This is a genomic window from Gemmatimonadota bacterium (genome assembly GCA_009838845.1).
Lineage (GTDB): Bacteria > Latescibacterota > UBA2968 > UBA2968 > UBA2968 > VXRD01.
The window spans coordinates 14507-30843 of record VXRD01000015.1; the positions used below are offsets into that span (position 1 = coordinate 14507).

Below are 16337 nucleotides of genomic sequence, written 5' to 3' on the forward strand. Positions count from 1 at the left end.
TCATCTCCTCAGCTAACAAATCATGCATCGAGAAAATTTTGCAGCAAATTCTTGCCTTCACCCGTCAAAATCGATTCCGGATGAAACTGCACGCCATCCACCGCCATATCTCGATGGCGCAAACCCATAATCACGCCATCATCGGTCTCTGCCGTAATTTCCAGACAAACGGGCAAACTCTCTCGCTCGACCACCAGCGAATGGTAACGCGTGGCAATAAACGGCTCAGGTAATCCCTCAAAAATAGACTTCCTCATATGATGAATCTCCGACACCTTCCCGTGCATAATCGTCGGCGCGCCCACAATTTTTCCACCAAATGCCTGCCCGATGGACTGATGCCCCAGACAAACCCCTAAAATCGGAATTTCCCCCGCAAAATGCTGCACCAAAGCCACGGAAATTCCCGCTTCGTTTGGCGTACACGGCCCCGGAGAAATCACGATCTTCTCAGGTGCGATATCCGCAATCTCTTCAAGTGAGATTTGATCATTGCGATACACCACCAGATCCGCACCCAGTTCGCCGAGATATTGAACGAGGTTATAAGTAAAAGAATCGTAGTTATCAATGACGAGAATCACAACAACACTCCTCTTTCAGCCATTTCCACCGCCCGAAACAGTGCCCGCGCTTTGTTCACGGTCTCCTGATATTCGTATTCCGGCTCTGAATCAAACACCACACCACCTCCTGCCTGCACATACGCTTTGCCATCCTTAATCACCAGCGTGCGAATGGCAATACACGTATCCATATTGCCCGCAAAATCGATATAACCCACCGCACCGGCATAAGGCCCGCGGCGCGTAGGTTCCATCTCGTCGATAATCTCCATCGCCCGAATTTTTGGCGCGCCCGACACTGTACCAGCCGGATAACATGCAAAAAGCGCGTCCAGCGCATCGACACCCTCGTGCAATTCCCCGCACACATTCGAAACGATATGCATCACATGAGAATAGCGTTCAATCGCCATCCGCTCGGTCACGCGCACCGTATCAAACCTGGAAACGCGCCCCACATCATTGCGCCCCAGATCCACCAGCATAATATGCTCGGCGCGTTCTTTTTCATCTGCCAACAACTCCTGTGACAGCACCTGATCCTCTGCCTCTGTTTTGCCGCGCCACCGCGTCCCCGCAATAGGTCGCACCTGCACCACCCCGTCCTCAACCCTGACGAGCAACTCGGGCGACGCGCCCACGAGTTGATGATCTTTCAAATCGACGTGAAACATATAAGGCGACGGATTCACCGTCCGCAACGCCCGATAAATATCCAGTGCATCCACCGTCACATCCATTGCAAAGCGCTGCGAAGGCACCACCTGGAAAATATCACCTGCCACAATGTATTCCCTGCAACGCGCCACCACATCCATATACGCTTCTTTGCTCGTATTTGAAGTCACGACACACGAACTCGTGCCCGGTTTCAGAGACACATCCACCGGTTGCGCCAGTACCTCAATAAGTGTATCGATCCGTTTGACTGCATCCTCGTAATTCGCCTCCAAATCTCCCTCTGTATGCACATTGGCCATCACATGCACTTTGTGCGTCACATTGTCAAACGCCAGCACCGAATCGTAAAAGGAAAAAAATATATCGTCAAAACCGAGATCGTCTTCAACCGTCTCGGGAATGCGCTCAATCAAACGCACGGCATCGTAACTCACATAGCCCACAGCACCGCCTGTAAATCGAGGAAACCCCTCCACAGGTTGCGAATGGTATTTTTTTAACAACCCACGCAATACCTCAATAGGCTCCCCGTCAAATAGTCGCAGCTCACCCGTCGTCGCATGTTCAATCGAAATTTTTGTTCCGCGCGAACGAAAAACCAAAAACGGATCCACGCCCAAAAACGAATACCGCCCAATCTGCTCGCCGCCCACCACGCTTTCAAACAAAAACGCATGCGATGATCTGGCGCGAATTTTCAAATAAGCCGAAACAGGCGTCTCCGTATCCGCGAGTAGTTCTCTTGAAATGGGAACGAGACCACAGTCTTTGCTCATCTTCTTCACAGTTTTGAGATCGGGTTGAATCACTGGAAAATCCTTAAAGAAAATAAAAAAGGTCGTGAGCAGTTTGCCCACGACCTCGTACTTTTATTTTCATACCAAAACACTCAACACGCAGGACAAACCACACTCTTGGACGGGCGGCGATAATAATAATATCGGCCGTCAAATCGACGCCAAAAATACCAGAAGTAGGTCGCAAAAGCGTTCATCACATCAAATTCCTTAAACCAGAGTTATATCGGACGCGCCAAAGATAACAAATTCTAAAACAGTGTCAAGAGGGAAGTTTATTCATGGCCGTCAATCGTGCCCACCTCAATTTTCAACTCATCGCGGTCAATAATGCGATCTACGCGGCCATCGCGCACCCACACCACGCGGTCGGATACCGACAGCATCTTGTGATCGTGCGTCGCTGAAATCACGGTCACGCCCGACTCCTCGTTCATCTGACGCAACAGTTCAATAATCTCCCGCCCCGTATTCAAATCGAGATTCCCAGTCGGCTCGTCAGCCAGAATAATCGCTGGATCGTTGGCAAAAGCCCGCGCAACAGCCACGCGCTGCTGCTGCCCACCCGAAAGCTCAAAAGGCTTGTGCATCACGCGCTCGCCCAGACCGACCTGTGTCAACAATTCCACGCCCTTGTCGCGCGCCTCGTCGCTCGTCAGTCCGGCAAACACCATCGGTAAGGTCACATTCTCAAGCGCTGTCATCACTGGAATCAAATTATAAGATTGAAAAATATAACCGATTTTTCGGCAACGCAACCACGCGAGTTCATAAGCGTCGAGTTGGGCGACATCGACATCGTCGATATAAACCTTGCCCTCGGTCGGCTTGTCCAATCCACCCACCATATTGAACAGAGTACTCTTCCCCGAACCAGAAGGCCCCATAATGGACAGGTATTCGCCCTGTGTCACTTCCAGATCCACGCCTTTGAGTGCGTGAATCTGCTCTTCGCCCATTATGTACACCTTCTTCACATCTTGCGTGCGTACAACTGTCGCTTCTTCGGCCTCTGCATTTGTTTCTGTTTTTTCTTCGGCAGCCATAAAACACCTCACAATCAGATTTAAACTTCCAACGACATCGCATCAACCGGCTCCATCTTGGCAGCGCGATAGGCCGGCAAAATACCGCCAACCAGCGACAAAACAGAACCAATAACAATAGCTTTAACACCATCTTCAAGAATTTGAGCCAGAGGAAGATGATCGAAAATCACCGTGCCAAAACTCGACATATTGAGCAATGCAGTCAGCAAAAACCCAATGATCACGCCAATAACCGTGCCTGCTGTACCCATAAACGTCGATTCGAGAATAAACAGCTTAATAATAAATCCGTCCAGGGCGCCCATACATTTCATGGTGCCAATCTCGCGGAACCGCTCGGTAACAGACATCAGCATAGCATTGGCAATACCCACCAAACACACGAGCAGTGACAACACCACCAGCCATGCATCCTTCGACCGTTGCTGCATTGCGGCGGCACTGTCGGGATCAATTTCAACGCCCTTTTGTTGCAAGATCAAATTGATCTTGGGATCGCCAGCACCCATCAAACCATCAATAATGGAATTGCCCGCCCAAATCGACATCAAAAAAGCGATAGCAAGCACAATACCACTCACCGTAATCAAAGATCGGCCAAATCGAATCTTAACGCTATTAAAACTGATCTCAACCGCTTTGGAAAGCGGAAGAGATATCTGGGTATTGAGTTCGTGCTGCTGTGCCATAAACGCCTCCAGTTACAAAAGAACTACACTAATCAATGTTCAACATAAACGCCATGTGCCCCTCTGTCAAGCCAAAATACCAGACTTATTTATTATCGGCGTTGGTCTTTTTTCGCAAAAAATAGAATGTCAACAATTGCTTGAGAAACAAATAGTACTCAGTCCAGTTCAACTTGCTGCTGCTGTATTGCCGGTTGCGAAACACAAAGGGGACCTCTATAAAAGACTCATAATGCCCCTTGACCAGAATCTCCAGTAAAATTTTATACCCCGGCGAAGTCAATGCCATGTCTTTAATAACCCGCCGATGCAAGAAAAAATAGCCCGCCAGCGGGTCTTGCACACCGGTTAATTGCCGCGCGAGAAATACTCCCAATTGAGAAATAAACCTGCGGTACCATGCCCATTTTTCGACGTGACTCTCCGAATCAAACCGGCTACCAATAGCCAGATCGTGATCCCGCAACCCGTAAATGAGCTGAGGCAAAACAATGGGATCGTGGCTCAAATCGGCGTCAATCACCCCCAGGAGATCCCGCTCTGCTCGCTCAAAACCGGCCATCACAGCACTGCCCAATCCCAATTTCCCGGCGCGGTGAACCACCTGCACCGGATAGCGCTCCACGAGTGATTCGGCCACCTCTCCCGTGCCATCGGGCGAATTGTCATCAACCACAATTAATTCGAGATCGATGTCGGGATGGTCTTTCAGAACGTCGAATATTTCTTCGGCCAATAAAGAAATGTTCTCGCGCTCGTTATAGGTGGGTGTAATCAGAGAAATACGGAGTATATTATCAGACATAGGTATTAACAATCCTGTGAAAGACACCCTTTAATTGCTTCAAATTGTGCTCAAAAGAGGCAGGTACAATATCACATAATGTTCTGGCAAGGGCGGTTGTCAACCCGGCTCGCAACGGGCGCTGTGCGAGCTGTCCAAATTCTGCGGATGTTATGGAAGATACCAGTGAAAAGTCAAGCTCCATCACAGCACAAATCCGTTCGACCATTTCAAAGCGCGTCAAAAAATCCGCCCCGCCAAAATGCACCACACCACGGAAGTCAGTGCGGCACAGTTGAAAAATAAATGCGGCGAGTTCATCGACAAAAGTCGGATTTGTCCACTCGTCTATCACCACGCGAATCGCCTCGCGTCCTGCCAGCGATGAAATGGCCCAGGTCACAAAATTGGGCCGACAAGACGGGCGAAAACCGTACAATACCGCCGTTCGCACCACAATGCCGGGGCAAAGTGCGTTCAGCAGAACAACTTCGCTTTCTAACTTGGTCTGCCCATACACATTCACCGGATGTACTTCATCGCCCTCGGCATAAGGCCCTTTCTCTCCATCAAACACATAATTGGTCGATAAGTTCACCAGACCGCATCCAACCCGTTCACACGCTTGAACCAAATTGCGCGTTCCATCGACGTGTATCGCATGCGCAAGCGCGGGATTGCGCTCGCATCCATCAACGCTTGTCATAGCTGCCGAATTGATCACCCACCGGGGGCGTACCTGTGCCACCACCTCGTGTACCAAATCGGGCCGTGTCAAATCTACGACGAGATGACCTTTTTCACCGTTGCGCGATGCGGGTACTCGCTCCCAATCACTGCGGGATGCATCGCAAAGCGCATGCCCCAAAAAGCCCGATGCGCCGATAATGAGCAACCGATTATTAGCCATTAGTTTTCGCTTTCCCGCACAAATAATGCCAATGCGCGATTCAGCGCGCCAGCATATCCGATGCGATCTATATTGGGTCCAATCAGAGCTGTCAAAATCGCTTCGGCCCAATCTCGATAGCGCGGCATCTTCGTATGCACAAAAAGCCGCATAAAAACCTGCGCCGCTACGCCATTTCCCGAAGGCAGCCACCGATCAATAGCGGGCGAGAGCGCGACATCGACCTCGGGCATTCGGTCTCTCAAAGCGCCCGAAGAATCGGCAAAAACTGTCATAATCCGATCTGCATGCGCCCGCGCAAATAACAAATCGGCCTCGCGTTCCTGCACCTCAAACAAATCGAGAGCAGCGCGGATGATTAAAACCTGATCCAGCAAAAAACGAGGTGTATTCAAAGATCGCGCGTGGGCAAATAGACTATCATCCTGTACAAATCTCATCTTAACTGTTTCAAAAATTCGTCGCCCAGCATCTAAAAAACGCCCCTCTCGAGTTTCGAGAAACGCCGCGCACAAACCCGAAATTACCAGTGCATTCCAGCCCGAATAAATCTCTGCATCCCGCAATACATTTCCCGCCTGATCTCGAAAGCCAGCCAGCCCGGCCCCCAACAAAACATCGCCAGATACGGCAAATTGTTCGAGCACCGCATCGGCCAGATCGCGGGACAAATTTACCCGTGCAAACGCCCGCAGTAATTGGGCATTGACCGCCATGTGTTTTTCCGCATCAATCACAGGTCCACGATGCGTTAATACCCCCAATACATAAACGCCGTCTGTATCGCGCCGTGCGCTGTGTGCAAAATTGATCAAAGGCGAATCAATACCCGCTTCTGCAAGCGCGAGAAGACCTTCGGGTCCTGGATCAAAACCGCTTTTTATCACCGATTTCAAACTATCGCGCACACGGTGCAAAAGCGCTGCGCTCGGACTGATACGAGGGCGCGGATCTTTCTTTTTATCGCGTTCTACTCGCCGCTTCAACTCTGCCCGCTGCACCTCGAGCCTGACGAGCCTATCGGGATTGTCGTACAAAATTTGCACCCACCGCAACAGATCTATCATATCATCGGGATCGAGATAGGTGCTGCCCGTGATCCATTGTCCATCGGGCGTTAAAAAAGAGAGTGATGGAACCCCACCCAGACCAAAACGCTCAAATAAATCGGGTCGTTGATCGGCATCAACCCATATTGGCAGAGTGTAACGGGCAACCGCCCGTGCAATTTCTGAATCTTCAAAACACCGCGCTACCAGATCGCGGCACCAACCCGATCGCTGCGTATAAAAAAATAACAAAATGGGACGCCCGAGGATTCGGGCAGAATCTCTTTGGCTCCATGTCCGCCAGTTTATTCTCCCGCCATCCAACGCCGTTACATCTAATTTTGCCGTCTCATTTCCCCCACCACATGCACCAGATAAAAACCCAAGCACGAGTGCGATCCATATATTTTTTTGCAAAACCTGACCAATAGTACATAAATTTTGTAAAAAAAAATATGGAACTCGCTGCATGGGAAAACGTCTAAACCGTTCAAAAAAGGCTTGACACATGGGAAGGATTTGCTGAAGTTCTAAAATACTTCAAAAACGGGGAAAAGCCTATTGAGGCGCGAATTTTTCTATTGGGATGGCTTCGTCGATCAACATAATGGGAATCGCGTCCTGAATGGGATATAAAAAGACGCGATCTTCGCGCACCAGGCCTCCATCAATTGGCTGTTCAATTTTTTGTCCGCCCCGGTTTTTAACCTCGCCTTTTTCAATCGCGCTGTTGATGGTGTCAATCAGCGGTTGATCGGCCAATTTTACGGGCGTTTTGTTCTCTGGACAGGCCAAAATATCGAGTAAATCCCGATCAATCACGGTTCTCTCCCTTCATCAATCACAAACTCGTGGTTTGAAAATAGTCAACACGCGAGTCTCAAACAAGCGATTTTTTTGATTTTATCTCACCATTAATCAGGAAATTTGTCTATCGCATCACCGCTAAAGCGCTTTTTTTACATCAGTAAAATCCCATCGGCTATTTGTCCGATATCCGAGATGTGTCTGCTTTAGCGCGCGATGTTAGAATGCCCCCCGGTTGGCGGCGCGTTCACACGCGCTCACGGCCGGGTTTTTTCATATCTTGCAGGCTTTCCGGCTAATTCTATAAAGGAGAATCCCCATGAAACACCGCCTTCTCACCCTGTTCACACTTGGTATTGGCCTGCTCAGCACCCCTGCTTATGCAACGCCAGAAAGCCATGCCGCAGCCACTTTTTTGTTATTCGCACCATCGGCTCGCGCAGCGGGTATGGGCAATGCGTATGTCGCTATTGCCGATGACGCCAATGCCACGTACTACAATCCCGCCGCGCTGGCCTCATTACAAATTCACAGTCTCAGCACCACCCTTTACAAACCCGTTCCCCGACTGGCCAGCGACATCTTTTCGTCATTCGGTGCTTACACACACCCGTTTAGTGATATTGGCAATCTGGGATATAGCCTCATTTATAGTTCTTTGGGCGAACAACAACGCACCGATGAAGAGGGAAATCTTTTAGGTACATTTAAGAGCTACGGCATGGCCCTGGGCGTATCTTATGGCACGCATCTCTTCAAAAACCTGGCCATGGGCATCACAGTTAAATTCATCTATGAACATCTCTCCGACACAGGTGCAGGTATTGAGCAAGGCAAAGGTACAGCGACTTCTTTTGCCGGAGACATAGGTCTCATGTGGGCAGCCACAGACCGGCTTAGCTTCGGCAGTGTATTGCACAATGTTGGCCCAAACATGACTTTTATCGATGCCGATCAGGCAGATCCACTGCCACAAAATTTCGTTTTTGGCATTGCGTACAAAGTGATTAAAAACAACTCGTCTTCCCTGATGCTCACCGCTGATGTTTATAAACCCCTCGCCGCCGATGGTTTCTTTTCATTTATTTCCGGCTGGAATGACGACACCTTTGGTTGGAAGCCCAATCCGGGCGGCAATGGTTTTACGGAATTTGACGATATGGATTACCGCGTAGGTGCCGAATGGATGTACCAGCTTTCTGAAGATTCGGCTTTTGCTCTGCGCAGTGGCTATTCCTATGATAAAGACGGCAAACGCAATTTTCCCACCTTTGGGCTGGGCTTGAAATACAACTGGGCAAATTTCGATATCTCGTATTTTGTGCCGACAGAAGATACGCCTGCCAGCAATACATTCCGCTTCACGGGTGGATTTATATTTTAATCCTCGCAGGTTCAGCAAACTGACTCTCTTTGCGACGAAGACATCAATTGAAATACAATGCTAAATCTCTTGAGATATAATGCCAAACCTCGCCTTCTCGCGCTCGGTGCTGCCAGTTTGCTGAACTTCACGCTCTTAATTTCGCCTCTTTTCTCCCAAAATAGTAGTCCCCCCTCTTCGGATTTTAATGGCAATGGTGTCGTCGATTTTCCCGACTTCTTACTATTTGTCACCGCGTTTGGATCTCAAGCTGGTCAAGAGCGGTACGATGCGAAATACGATCTGGATGGAAATGGCGAGATTGCATTTGACGATTTTCTGTTATTTGTCGATAGCTTTGCGGCATCATCACAGCCACCCCCCCCCAGCGATCCACGCCTGACGCGGATTGAACTACCTGAAGGATTCCACATTCGCATATACGCCGAAGGGGTAACAGGCGCTCGCTCGATGAGCCTCAGCCCAGATGGCACCCTGTTTGTCGGCACTCGCCCCAGCGGCCGCGTGTACGCACTGCGCGACGAAGACGGCGACCACAAAGCAGAGCGGGTCATCGTCCTCGCCCGCGGCCTGAATAACCCCAACGGCGTCGCCGTTAAAGATGGCGACCTGTACGTAGCCGAAATCAACCGCATCCTGCGCTATACCAATATCGAAGCACAACTCGACAACCCGCCGCAACCTGAAATCGTCAACGACGCTTTCCCCACGAATCGATCGCACGGCTGGAAGTTCATCCGCTTTGGTCCCGACGGTTTGCTGTACGTACCTGTCGGCGCGCCGTGCAACATCTGCAATCGCGGAGACCCATACGCATCAATCGGAAGATTGGACACCAATAGCAACTTCAGCATCATAGCGCGGGGCATTCGCAACACAGTCGGCTTCGATTGGCATCCAGAAACGGGTGAACTGTGGTTCACGGACAATGGAAGAGACAGAATGGGCGACGATGTACCACCGGACGAACTGAACAGAATAACCGCCAATGAACAGCACTTCGGCTATCCCTACTGCCACGGCACCAACATCGCCGATCCCGTATTCGGCGATCAGCGTAGCTGCGGCGAGTTCGTTGCGCCGGTCCAGAATCTCGGCCCGCACGTAGCGGCTCTTGGAATGCGCTTCTACACCGGCGACATGTTTCCAGAGGAATACCGCAATCAAATCTTCATCGCCGAACACGGATCCTGGAATCGCAGCAGCAAAATCGGCTACCGCGTCACCCTGGTGCGCCTGAACGGCAATAGGGCGGTCAGCTACGAACCATTCGCAAAAGGCTGGCTTCAGGGCGAATCGAACTGGGGAAGGCCAGTCGATGTGCTCGTTATGCCCGACGGTTCCCTGCTGGTATCGGACGACCAGGCCGGTCTAATCTACCGCATCAGCTATTCACACTGATCTCGCATTATGAATCTGACCCCACGCTTGATAACCCTTCTGTGCAGATGCGGGATACCCTGCACAATCTTCCTGTATCTTATGGCTCTTTTTGTACAGCCCATTATGGCTGCGGATACCTATCGCTTCTTAGCCTTGCGCGTCTCCTTCCCCCCCGAAACCCCCGACAACGAAACCACCAGTGGAAACGGCACATTCGATCTCAGCACAACCGAAAGTTCTGATCGCATCTATCCCTTTGATGCTCCCCCCCACGACCGCGCATATTTTGAAGCTCACCTGCAAGCTCTTTCCAATTATTACCGCGACATATCCCAGGGACAACTGACCATCGAATACGATGTCTATCCACAAGATCCCACCGCGAGTTACGTCCTCGATACCCCCTTGATCGAATACGGCAATGGACGCACGAGACGCGAAATAAATGAGCGCGTCACGCGGCTCTTTTGGGATGGCATTCGCGCTGCAGATGCCGCAGATGGTACAACCATAGATTTCTCAAAATATCGCGCCTTTGCAGTATTTCACGCGGGACTCGGCGGAGAAGCAGGTCAAAAACTCAACGACATACCCTCGGCTTTTATTTTTCAACGCGACCTCATCGAGTTCGCCGACGGCGCGATTGCCGTCAACAACGGAGCTTTTCAGGTGGCATCGGGCATGCTATTGCCCGAAGCCATCAGCACAAACGGTCAGGGCGGTCTCAATGGCACGCTCGCCCGATTTTTTGCCTCGCAACTCGGCTTGCCCGGTCTTTCGGACTTTGAAAACGATCTGCCCGCCATTGGCGACTGGAGTTTGATGGATACAGGCGCCAACAATCAAATTGACGCCGCGCGGCTGGGTCTCCAACCCCTGAGAAACGATCCCGAATCCACCAGCACAAATTTGATCGGATTTTTGCCCAGTCGCATGACGGCCTGGTCTCGCATGCAACTCGGCTGGCTCGAACCACTCGAGATCACCCACAACGACACTGTAGAAATCGCTGCATCCGGCAGCGCGTCCGATCTTCCGCAGGCTATTCGCGTCCCCATCAGCGCCACGGAATACTTCCTGATCGAAAATCGCATCTCGCGCCTCAATATTGAAAATCGCATCCCACAAATCGAATTTTCCACCCCTCATAATGTCTGGCTTTCCGCAGACGACTACGATGCGTTCATACCCGGCTCGGGTATTCTCATCTACCACATTGACGATGCGATTATTCGAGCCAGCGACGCAGAAAAACACATCAACAGCCACCCCGATTACAAAATTGCACCTGCTCAATATCGCCGCGGCATTGCTCTCGAAGAAGCCGATGGCTTGCAAGACATCGGCAATGTATCGGCCAGCCGCATCATTCAAGCTGGTATCATCTCATTAAGCAGTATCGAAGGCGCGCCAGAAGACGCCTTTTACGTGGGCAACAACGCCTTATTTGGTCCCGATACCTCGCCAAATACCCGCAGCAATTTGGGCTATGAAAGCGGCATAACCATCGAAGTGCTCAGTCCACCCGGTGAAGTAATGACGGTTGCAATCCGTTTTGCCAATCGGCTGGACAACTGGCCGATTACAGACTTGAATCCCACGCGAGAGTCGCCCCGCGTCATCGACCTCGATAGAGATGGAATCAAAGAAATCCTTCACAGTTCTGGCGCGTGGAAAATCGCGGGTGAACAGCACAGCCTGGACGGCCTGCCTTTGGCATTTGCCACAACCCCTGCAATTGGCGACCTGAAAGAACTCGGATTCATCTATCATCGCGGAGAAACAACCCGAACGCACTGGCGTCCCAGTGGTACAGTCCACGAAACCGTCGATATCAATCCTCCTTCATCTTTTTCCACAACACCCGTCATAGCAAAATTCCCCACAATCGCTGTCGATATCTGGGGATGGAGCGATGGAAAAATCGAATGGGGCAATTTTCTATCTGAAATCGCGGGCAACATCGCCCTGAGCGACGCCATACAATCGCTCGCCGTGGGCAATATCGACAGCGATTCGGACAATGAACTCATCGCCATTACCAGCAGTGCTCAGATCCACCTCATTCACGACACTGGCCAATCCACGCCACTCGCCACATTTGCGTCTCCCATCATCGGCAGCCCGGCAATAGGCGACCTCGACCGCGATGGCAATGACGACATTGCAGTCGTCACAGCAGACGGCATCCTCTCCATCCTCGACGCCAACGGCCTCGCCTTTGCAAGCGACCCCGTGCCCGGCGGCGCGCATTCACCCCCTGTTGTCGCCGACCTCGACCGGGACGGATTTATCGAAGTCCTCTTTGGCGGCAACGGCAAACTCTATCTCTATCGCTTCAACGCCATCTTGCAAACCGAAGGCGCACTCGCCCTCCCGATAAAAGACGGCGCCGGCCCCATTGAAGCACCGCCCATTCTCGCCGACATCAATAACGACACAACCCCCGATATTTTCGCGGGTACACGCGGTGGCCTCCTCTACGGACTGACCGCCGAAGGACATACTCTACCGGGCTTTCCCCTATTAGTACCCGGCCCCATTCTCTCATCGCCACTTATCGACGACCTTGACAACGACAGCACCCTGGAACTCATTATCTATACAGCTAACGGCAGTATGCACCTCTTTCATCTGGAAACAATTGACCCATCTTATACTGGCAACAAAATTATCTGGGGGCAACTCGGAGGAGGACCGGGCAACGCGGGAAAATTGCTCCAACAGCCTCTCGAAATCGCAACCCCAACAGACACCTCGCTTTTACCTGCGGCGCGAGCATACCTCTACCCCAACCCGATCCGCAATGGCGACAAGGCGCGCATCCGCTTTTTTTTATTAGAACCCGCCGAAATCAGTATGACCATTTACAACCCCCTCGGTGAAAAGATCGCCGACCTCACACACGACAATCCCATGCCCAATACCGACAACGAAATTGCCTGGGATGTAGCCGATTACGCCAGCGGCCTATATATTTGTCGCCTACAAGCGAGCAATAGCACGCGCACAGAGGTGCGATTTATCAAAGCCGCGATAATTAAATAGGGAACAACGGGTTGAGGGCTTACTAAGGTAATTTGTTGCCGCAACACGCAAAAATTTTTGCTCATTTCTGCAAACGTATGCAGAGAAAGGATTGTTAGCTATGGATTATAGAATAGAATTTGTATTAAATGGTGAAAAGGTCGCTATTTATATAGGAGGACCTATTAAAGCAGGAGATGCTCCTTCAGAAGAGAAACTCCAGAAAGCTCTCAGAGAGACAGCAAAAGTTACCAAGGAGACAGTGTACAAAGCATCTTCTATGTAGTTGATACTCTTTCCAATGTGAATAGAATTTGCTCGTTCACATTGATAAAGTTGACCACTCTATATCCTTGTGATGCTACTTCGTTGATCTTTTGTTCTATCGTTTCATCGTTAGAATGCTCGTTCACAGAAACGCATTTGTATTCGTACTGCTTTTCTGTTTCTGTTCCTTTCCACGTATTCATATTCTTGTCCTCCTCTTTCAATATATTGTGCGCCTCGAGAGTGCTTATTCCTTTACTCACTCCCTGCTCTCAAGACGCACAATATCTCGTGTTCAACAACCTTGACAATTTAGACCTTGACAGTTCATTTGTCAAGTATTCTTGCTAATTTGTCAACTCGGAATATGCCTTGTCAAATCCGCTTGTCTCAAACCGAAATGTAACGTCACCGAGACTGTAATATTCGAGTCTAAGCAAGCATACAGATGAACCCCTTAGCTGGTTGATTACCTGCGACACATTGTTGATAAATACTGCCTTGCCGTCTGTGGATTTCGATATACCGCTTTCCCACGATGGCTTTTCATCAACTCTGACCTTGATATAGTGAGGCTCGGAACCTCGCAGATTCACATATCCAGCATATAGGAACACATCTATATTGCCGTTCGTATTACGCACATATAAATGACAAGATTCTTGACGACCGAGTAAACTTGTCCAAGTTGAAGAAGTGTATATCGAGGATGAAGATATACCTGTCATTTGGTCGGTATAGTTTTCCTTGAGCCAACTACTCGGCTCAGGTTTGGTTATATCGACCGTTTCTTCTCCGCAACTTAAAAACGTCAGCAGATACAGCAGGGATAACTTTTTCATCTTGATACTCCTTTGATTTTGCTTGACTTGTTCGGTGATACCTTTTATTGTGGAAAGCAAGGACGGCATCCCAATTTCTTAGAATACCGTCCTATGTTTAGCTCATCGCGTGGATATACAGCGACAGCATGTCATCAAATGCTTGCAATATGGCGTGGACTCCTGTTAGATCAGCAGGAACTTTACGCATATTGAAGAATGATATAAAGTTGCCCTCTTCTATCCAGTCGTCGGGTATGTAAAGATCGTGTGGAGGTTTGACTTCAACAGATTCATCAGGTCTGGCTACTGAAACGTAATACCCTGAGAAGTCGCCGTTACATCTATCAATGAACTCGTTAAACCTTTCGATTCTTGGTCTAAGCTCATTTACGATGTCCTTGTTCCACATGTATTCAAGTGAGAATGCGAGACCGTATTCAATATAGTTTCCGTCACTTTTCTCGATGAATCTGACGTTAAACTGGAATTCGTCACGTCCGCCCCAGTGATAGGCGTAGTTTCCACGTCGCATTGCATCGGTCAGTCTGAATATATCAGACCCAGCTTGACAGCCCAATGATCTCAACCGTTTTCTTATACCTTGCAAGTTACCTATGCAGTAGTTGCGAGACTCGCGGTTGATAGCTTCTACAATCTCATCAATGTTAGCATACATTTGAAACTCCTATCTTGCTTCCTGCAATGAAGGGGTTTAGATACGGAGTGATCTTGACCATCGCTCCGTATCGCTTATAAATGCAAAACGCATTTCCGTAACTGCTTGTTTCTATGCCACTTGAGCCGCTTTGACACCTGTTCCGAGTCCGATAAAATCCGACCGAAAAAGGTGTCGGGCATTTGTCAACAGTTATCGCAGAGATGCGTTTAGTGTCCTGCCTATTCGCCAGTCGAGGGAGCTACCCTCAACTTCTCTCCATTGGCTATGGTATTAAGCAGATACCCGACATATCGGGATTCTGCAATAACTGTGACGGCTATAATATACCTCATTACTTATTACGTCACAACATATTTTCCTCCTTTCTATGACGATAACTGAATTAGCAATATATACAGGCTTATCCTTTGCCTTCGGCTACATCATCCAAGCGTCTTTCATCGTATGATATGCTATGTTGCTATGCTTGAATACGCAACGCTTCATAAAGTAGTCGATAGTATCTTCATCCTCATACTTTCTATTGTTGTATCTAAAACATATTTCTGCTAAGTATAAGTCTGCATTATACCATTGATAATGGTGATATATTCCATATAATGAACGTTTTACGATTGCCCAAAATCCCTCGATGACACTTGTTGTTTTACCTTCTTCTTTTTCTTCTTCCATTACGTAATGTTCAACGAGTTCATCTAACACATTGTATCCTCTCCATTTATCAGTTATCAAAACGGAGTTCTCAAATTCCAGATAGGCTTCCATAAATCGCTTTATGGCATCGCCTGATACGTCAGCCATTCGCCGAGCCATTACATTGCCCTGTCTTTCTGCTGCTCCAAGTATCTTTAACTTGTTCGAGCCTCGACCCCTGTTCTTTTCTTCGCCTGTGTATATGCTGGCGTATGTTTCATCAGCTTCTACTATACCTTTTAGCGATATTCCAGTTAGTTCTTCCAACATCTCTTGTCTAATTTTGTGTAGTATTCTCCAAGCGTTATCTTGACTTATTCCAAGATGCCTTGATAGCTGGTAACTCGATATGCCTTTTCTCGCATTCATTACTAACGAAATTGCAAGGAACCATTTTATTAAAGGCGTCCGAGTTCCTGCAAATATCGTCCCTGATAGAACAGAAAATGAGCTTCCGCAACTATGACAATTCCATCGTCCGATACGTCCCTTTTCTCGCTTCCGCGCTACATTGTGACTTTCACACAACGGGCAGTATGGTTCCCTATCAAATCTCAAATTCTCCAAATGTGCTATGCAATCCTCTTGTCCTTCAAATCTACGTATTATCTCAACTATATTCATAACTGGCTATCCTTTCATTCGTTGGCGACGGATGAAAACCTGGCGGGGAGGCGACCGCGAATCGCCTCCTTGCCTTTTCTCGCACACTATATAAGCCAGCAAAACACAAAAATTGCTTTTAATT

The 16337-nt window shown here is 49.2% G+C and carries 15 protein-coding genes; 3 read left to right on the plus strand and 12 right to left on the minus strand.

What is annotated here, in order from left to right:
* Positions 1-20: 20 nt before the first annotated feature.
* From F4Y39_02275 to F4Y39_02310, 8 genes are all read right to left on the minus strand, one after another.
* Complete coding sequence (locus F4Y39_02275; protein ID MYC12534.1) at positions 21-584, minus strand: aminodeoxychorismate/anthranilate synthase component II; 564 nt, start codon at positions 582-584, stop codon at positions 21-23.
* A complete protein-coding gene (trpE, locus tag F4Y39_02280) occupies positions 581-2023 on the minus strand; it encodes an anthranilate synthase component I (protein MYC12535.1) in 1443 nt (480 codons plus the stop codon). Before trpE ends, F4Y39_02275 begins: the two co-directional genes overlap by 4 nt.
* Before the next feature lie 296 nt (positions 2024-2319).
* A complete protein-coding gene (locus F4Y39_02285; protein MYC12536.1) occupies positions 2320-3090 on the minus strand; it encodes an ABC transporter ATP-binding protein in 771 nt (256 codons plus the stop codon).
* Positions 3091-3110: 20 nt separating this feature from the next.
* On the minus strand, positions 3111-3782 hold the full coding sequence (locus tag F4Y39_02290; protein ID MYC12537.1) for an FtsX-like permease family protein: 672 nt from the start codon (positions 3780-3782) through the stop codon (positions 3111-3113).
* A gap of 85 nt (positions 3783-3867) precedes the next feature.
* The gene (locus tag F4Y39_02295; GenBank protein MYC12538.1) at positions 3868-4587 is read right to left on the minus strand and encodes a polyprenol monophosphomannose synthase; all 720 of its coding nucleotides are present in this window, start codon (positions 4585-4587) and stop codon (positions 3868-3870) included.
* Positions 4580-5476 carry an SDR family oxidoreductase gene (locus F4Y39_02300; protein ID MYC12539.1) on the minus strand — a complete coding sequence of 299 codons (897 nt, stop codon included), beginning with the start codon at positions 5474-5476 and terminating at the stop codon, positions 4580-4582. The genes F4Y39_02295 and F4Y39_02300 overlap by 8 nt, the downstream gene beginning before the upstream one ends.
* Complete coding sequence (locus F4Y39_02305; GenBank protein MYC12540.1) at positions 5476-7035, minus strand: thioredoxin domain-containing protein; 1560 nt, start codon at positions 7033-7035, stop codon at positions 5476-5478. The genes F4Y39_02300 and F4Y39_02305 overlap by 1 nt, the downstream gene beginning before the upstream one ends.
* Before the next feature lie 48 nt (positions 7036-7083).
* Positions 7084-7347 (minus strand): hypothetical protein, encoded by a 264-nt coding sequence (locus F4Y39_02310; protein ID MYC12541.1) that lies wholly within the window; start codon positions 7345-7347, stop codon positions 7084-7086.
* 304 nt (positions 7348-7651) lie between these two features.
* On the opposite strand from F4Y39_02310, the gene F4Y39_02315 reads away from it, so the two are divergent.
* From F4Y39_02315 to F4Y39_02325, 3 genes are read left to right on the plus strand one after another with little or no spacing between them, the layout of a single operon-like run.
* Positions 7652-8716: a PorV/PorQ family protein gene (locus tag F4Y39_02315; GenBank protein ID MYC12542.1), complete on the plus strand. Its 1065-nt coding sequence runs from the start codon at positions 7652-7654 to the stop codon at positions 8714-8716.
* A gap of 57 nt (positions 8717-8773) precedes the next feature.
* Entirely contained in the window at positions 8774-10117 is a 1344-nt protein-coding gene (locus tag F4Y39_02320) for a sorbosone dehydrogenase family protein (protein MYC12543.1), read from the plus strand.
* A 9-nt stretch (positions 10118-10126) separates the two neighbouring features.
* Positions 10127-13147 (plus strand): T9SS type A sorting domain-containing protein, encoded by a 3021-nt coding sequence (locus F4Y39_02325; GenBank protein MYC12544.1) that lies wholly within the window; start codon positions 10127-10129, stop codon positions 13145-13147.
* 257 nt (positions 13148-13404) lie between these two features.
* Here the strand turns inward: F4Y39_02325 and F4Y39_02330 are convergent, their stop codons facing one another.
* The 4 genes from F4Y39_02330 to F4Y39_02345 all read right to left on the minus strand — a co-directional run bounded on the left by F4Y39_02330 (position 13405) and on the right by F4Y39_02345 (position 16213).
* Positions 13405-13596, minus strand: coding sequence for a DUF4177 domain-containing protein (locus tag F4Y39_02330; GenBank protein MYC12545.1), 192 nt, complete (start codon positions 13594-13596; stop codon positions 13405-13407).
* A 144-nt stretch (positions 13597-13740) separates the two neighbouring features.
* Positions 13741-14235, minus strand: a complete 495-nt coding sequence (locus tag F4Y39_02335) for a hypothetical protein (GenBank protein ID MYC12546.1) — start codon at positions 14233-14235, stop codon at positions 13741-13743.
* A gap of 97 nt (positions 14236-14332) precedes the next feature.
* Positions 14333-14893, minus strand: a complete 561-nt coding sequence (locus F4Y39_02340; protein MYC12547.1) for a hypothetical protein — start codon at positions 14891-14893, stop codon at positions 14333-14335.
* Between the two features lie 420 nt (positions 14894-15313).
* Positions 15314-16213, minus strand: a complete 900-nt coding sequence (locus F4Y39_02345; GenBank protein MYC12548.1) for an IS1595 family transposase — start codon at positions 16211-16213, stop codon at positions 15314-15316.
* Positions 16214-16337 lie beyond the last annotated feature (124 nt).

Excerpts from the sequence above, each read along its gene's own strand:
- trpE (MYC12535.1), bottom strand. The coding sequence starts at position 2,023 with ATGAGCAAAGACTGTGGTCTCGTTCCCATTTCAAGAGAACTACTCGCG.
- F4Y39_02285 (MYC12536.1), bottom strand. The coding sequence starts at position 3,090 with ATGGCTGCCGAAGAAAAAACAGAAACAAATGCAGAGGCCGAAGAAGCG.
- F4Y39_02290 (MYC12537.1), bottom strand. The coding sequence starts at position 3,782 with ATGGCACAGCAGCACGAACTCAATACCCAGATATCTCTTCCGCTTTCC.
- F4Y39_02295 (MYC12538.1), bottom strand. The coding sequence starts at position 4,587 with ATGTCTGATAATATACTCCGTATTTCTCTGATTACACCCACCTATAAC.
- F4Y39_02300 (MYC12539.1), bottom strand. The coding sequence starts at position 5,476 with ATGGCTAATAATCGGTTGCTCATTATCGGCGCATCGGGCTTTTTGGGG.
- F4Y39_02305 (MYC12540.1), bottom strand. The coding sequence starts at position 7,035 with ATGTGTCAAGCCTTTTTTGAACGGTTTAGACGTTTTCCCATGCAGCGA.
- F4Y39_02315 (MYC12542.1), top strand. The coding sequence starts at position 7,652 with ATGAAACACCGCCTTCTCACCCTGTTCACACTTGGTATTGGCCTGCTC.
- F4Y39_02320 (MYC12543.1), top strand. The coding sequence starts at position 8,774 with ATGCTAAATCTCTTGAGATATAATGCCAAACCTCGCCTTCTCGCGCTC.
- F4Y39_02325 (MYC12544.1), top strand. The coding sequence starts at position 10,127 with ATGAATCTGACCCCACGCTTGATAACCCTTCTGTGCAGATGCGGGATA.
- F4Y39_02330 (MYC12545.1), bottom strand. The coding sequence starts at position 13,596 with ATGAATACGTGGAAAGGAACAGAAACAGAAAAGCAGTACGAATACAAA.
- F4Y39_02335 (MYC12546.1), bottom strand. The coding sequence starts at position 14,235 with ATGAAAAAGTTATCCCTGCTGTATCTGCTGACGTTTTTAAGTTGCGGA.
- F4Y39_02340 (MYC12547.1), bottom strand. The coding sequence starts at position 14,893 with ATGTATGCTAACATTGATGAGATTGTAGAAGCTATCAACCGCGAGTCT.
- F4Y39_02345 (MYC12548.1), bottom strand. The coding sequence starts at position 16,213 with ATGAATATAGTTGAGATAATACGTAGATTTGAAGGACAAGAGGATTGC.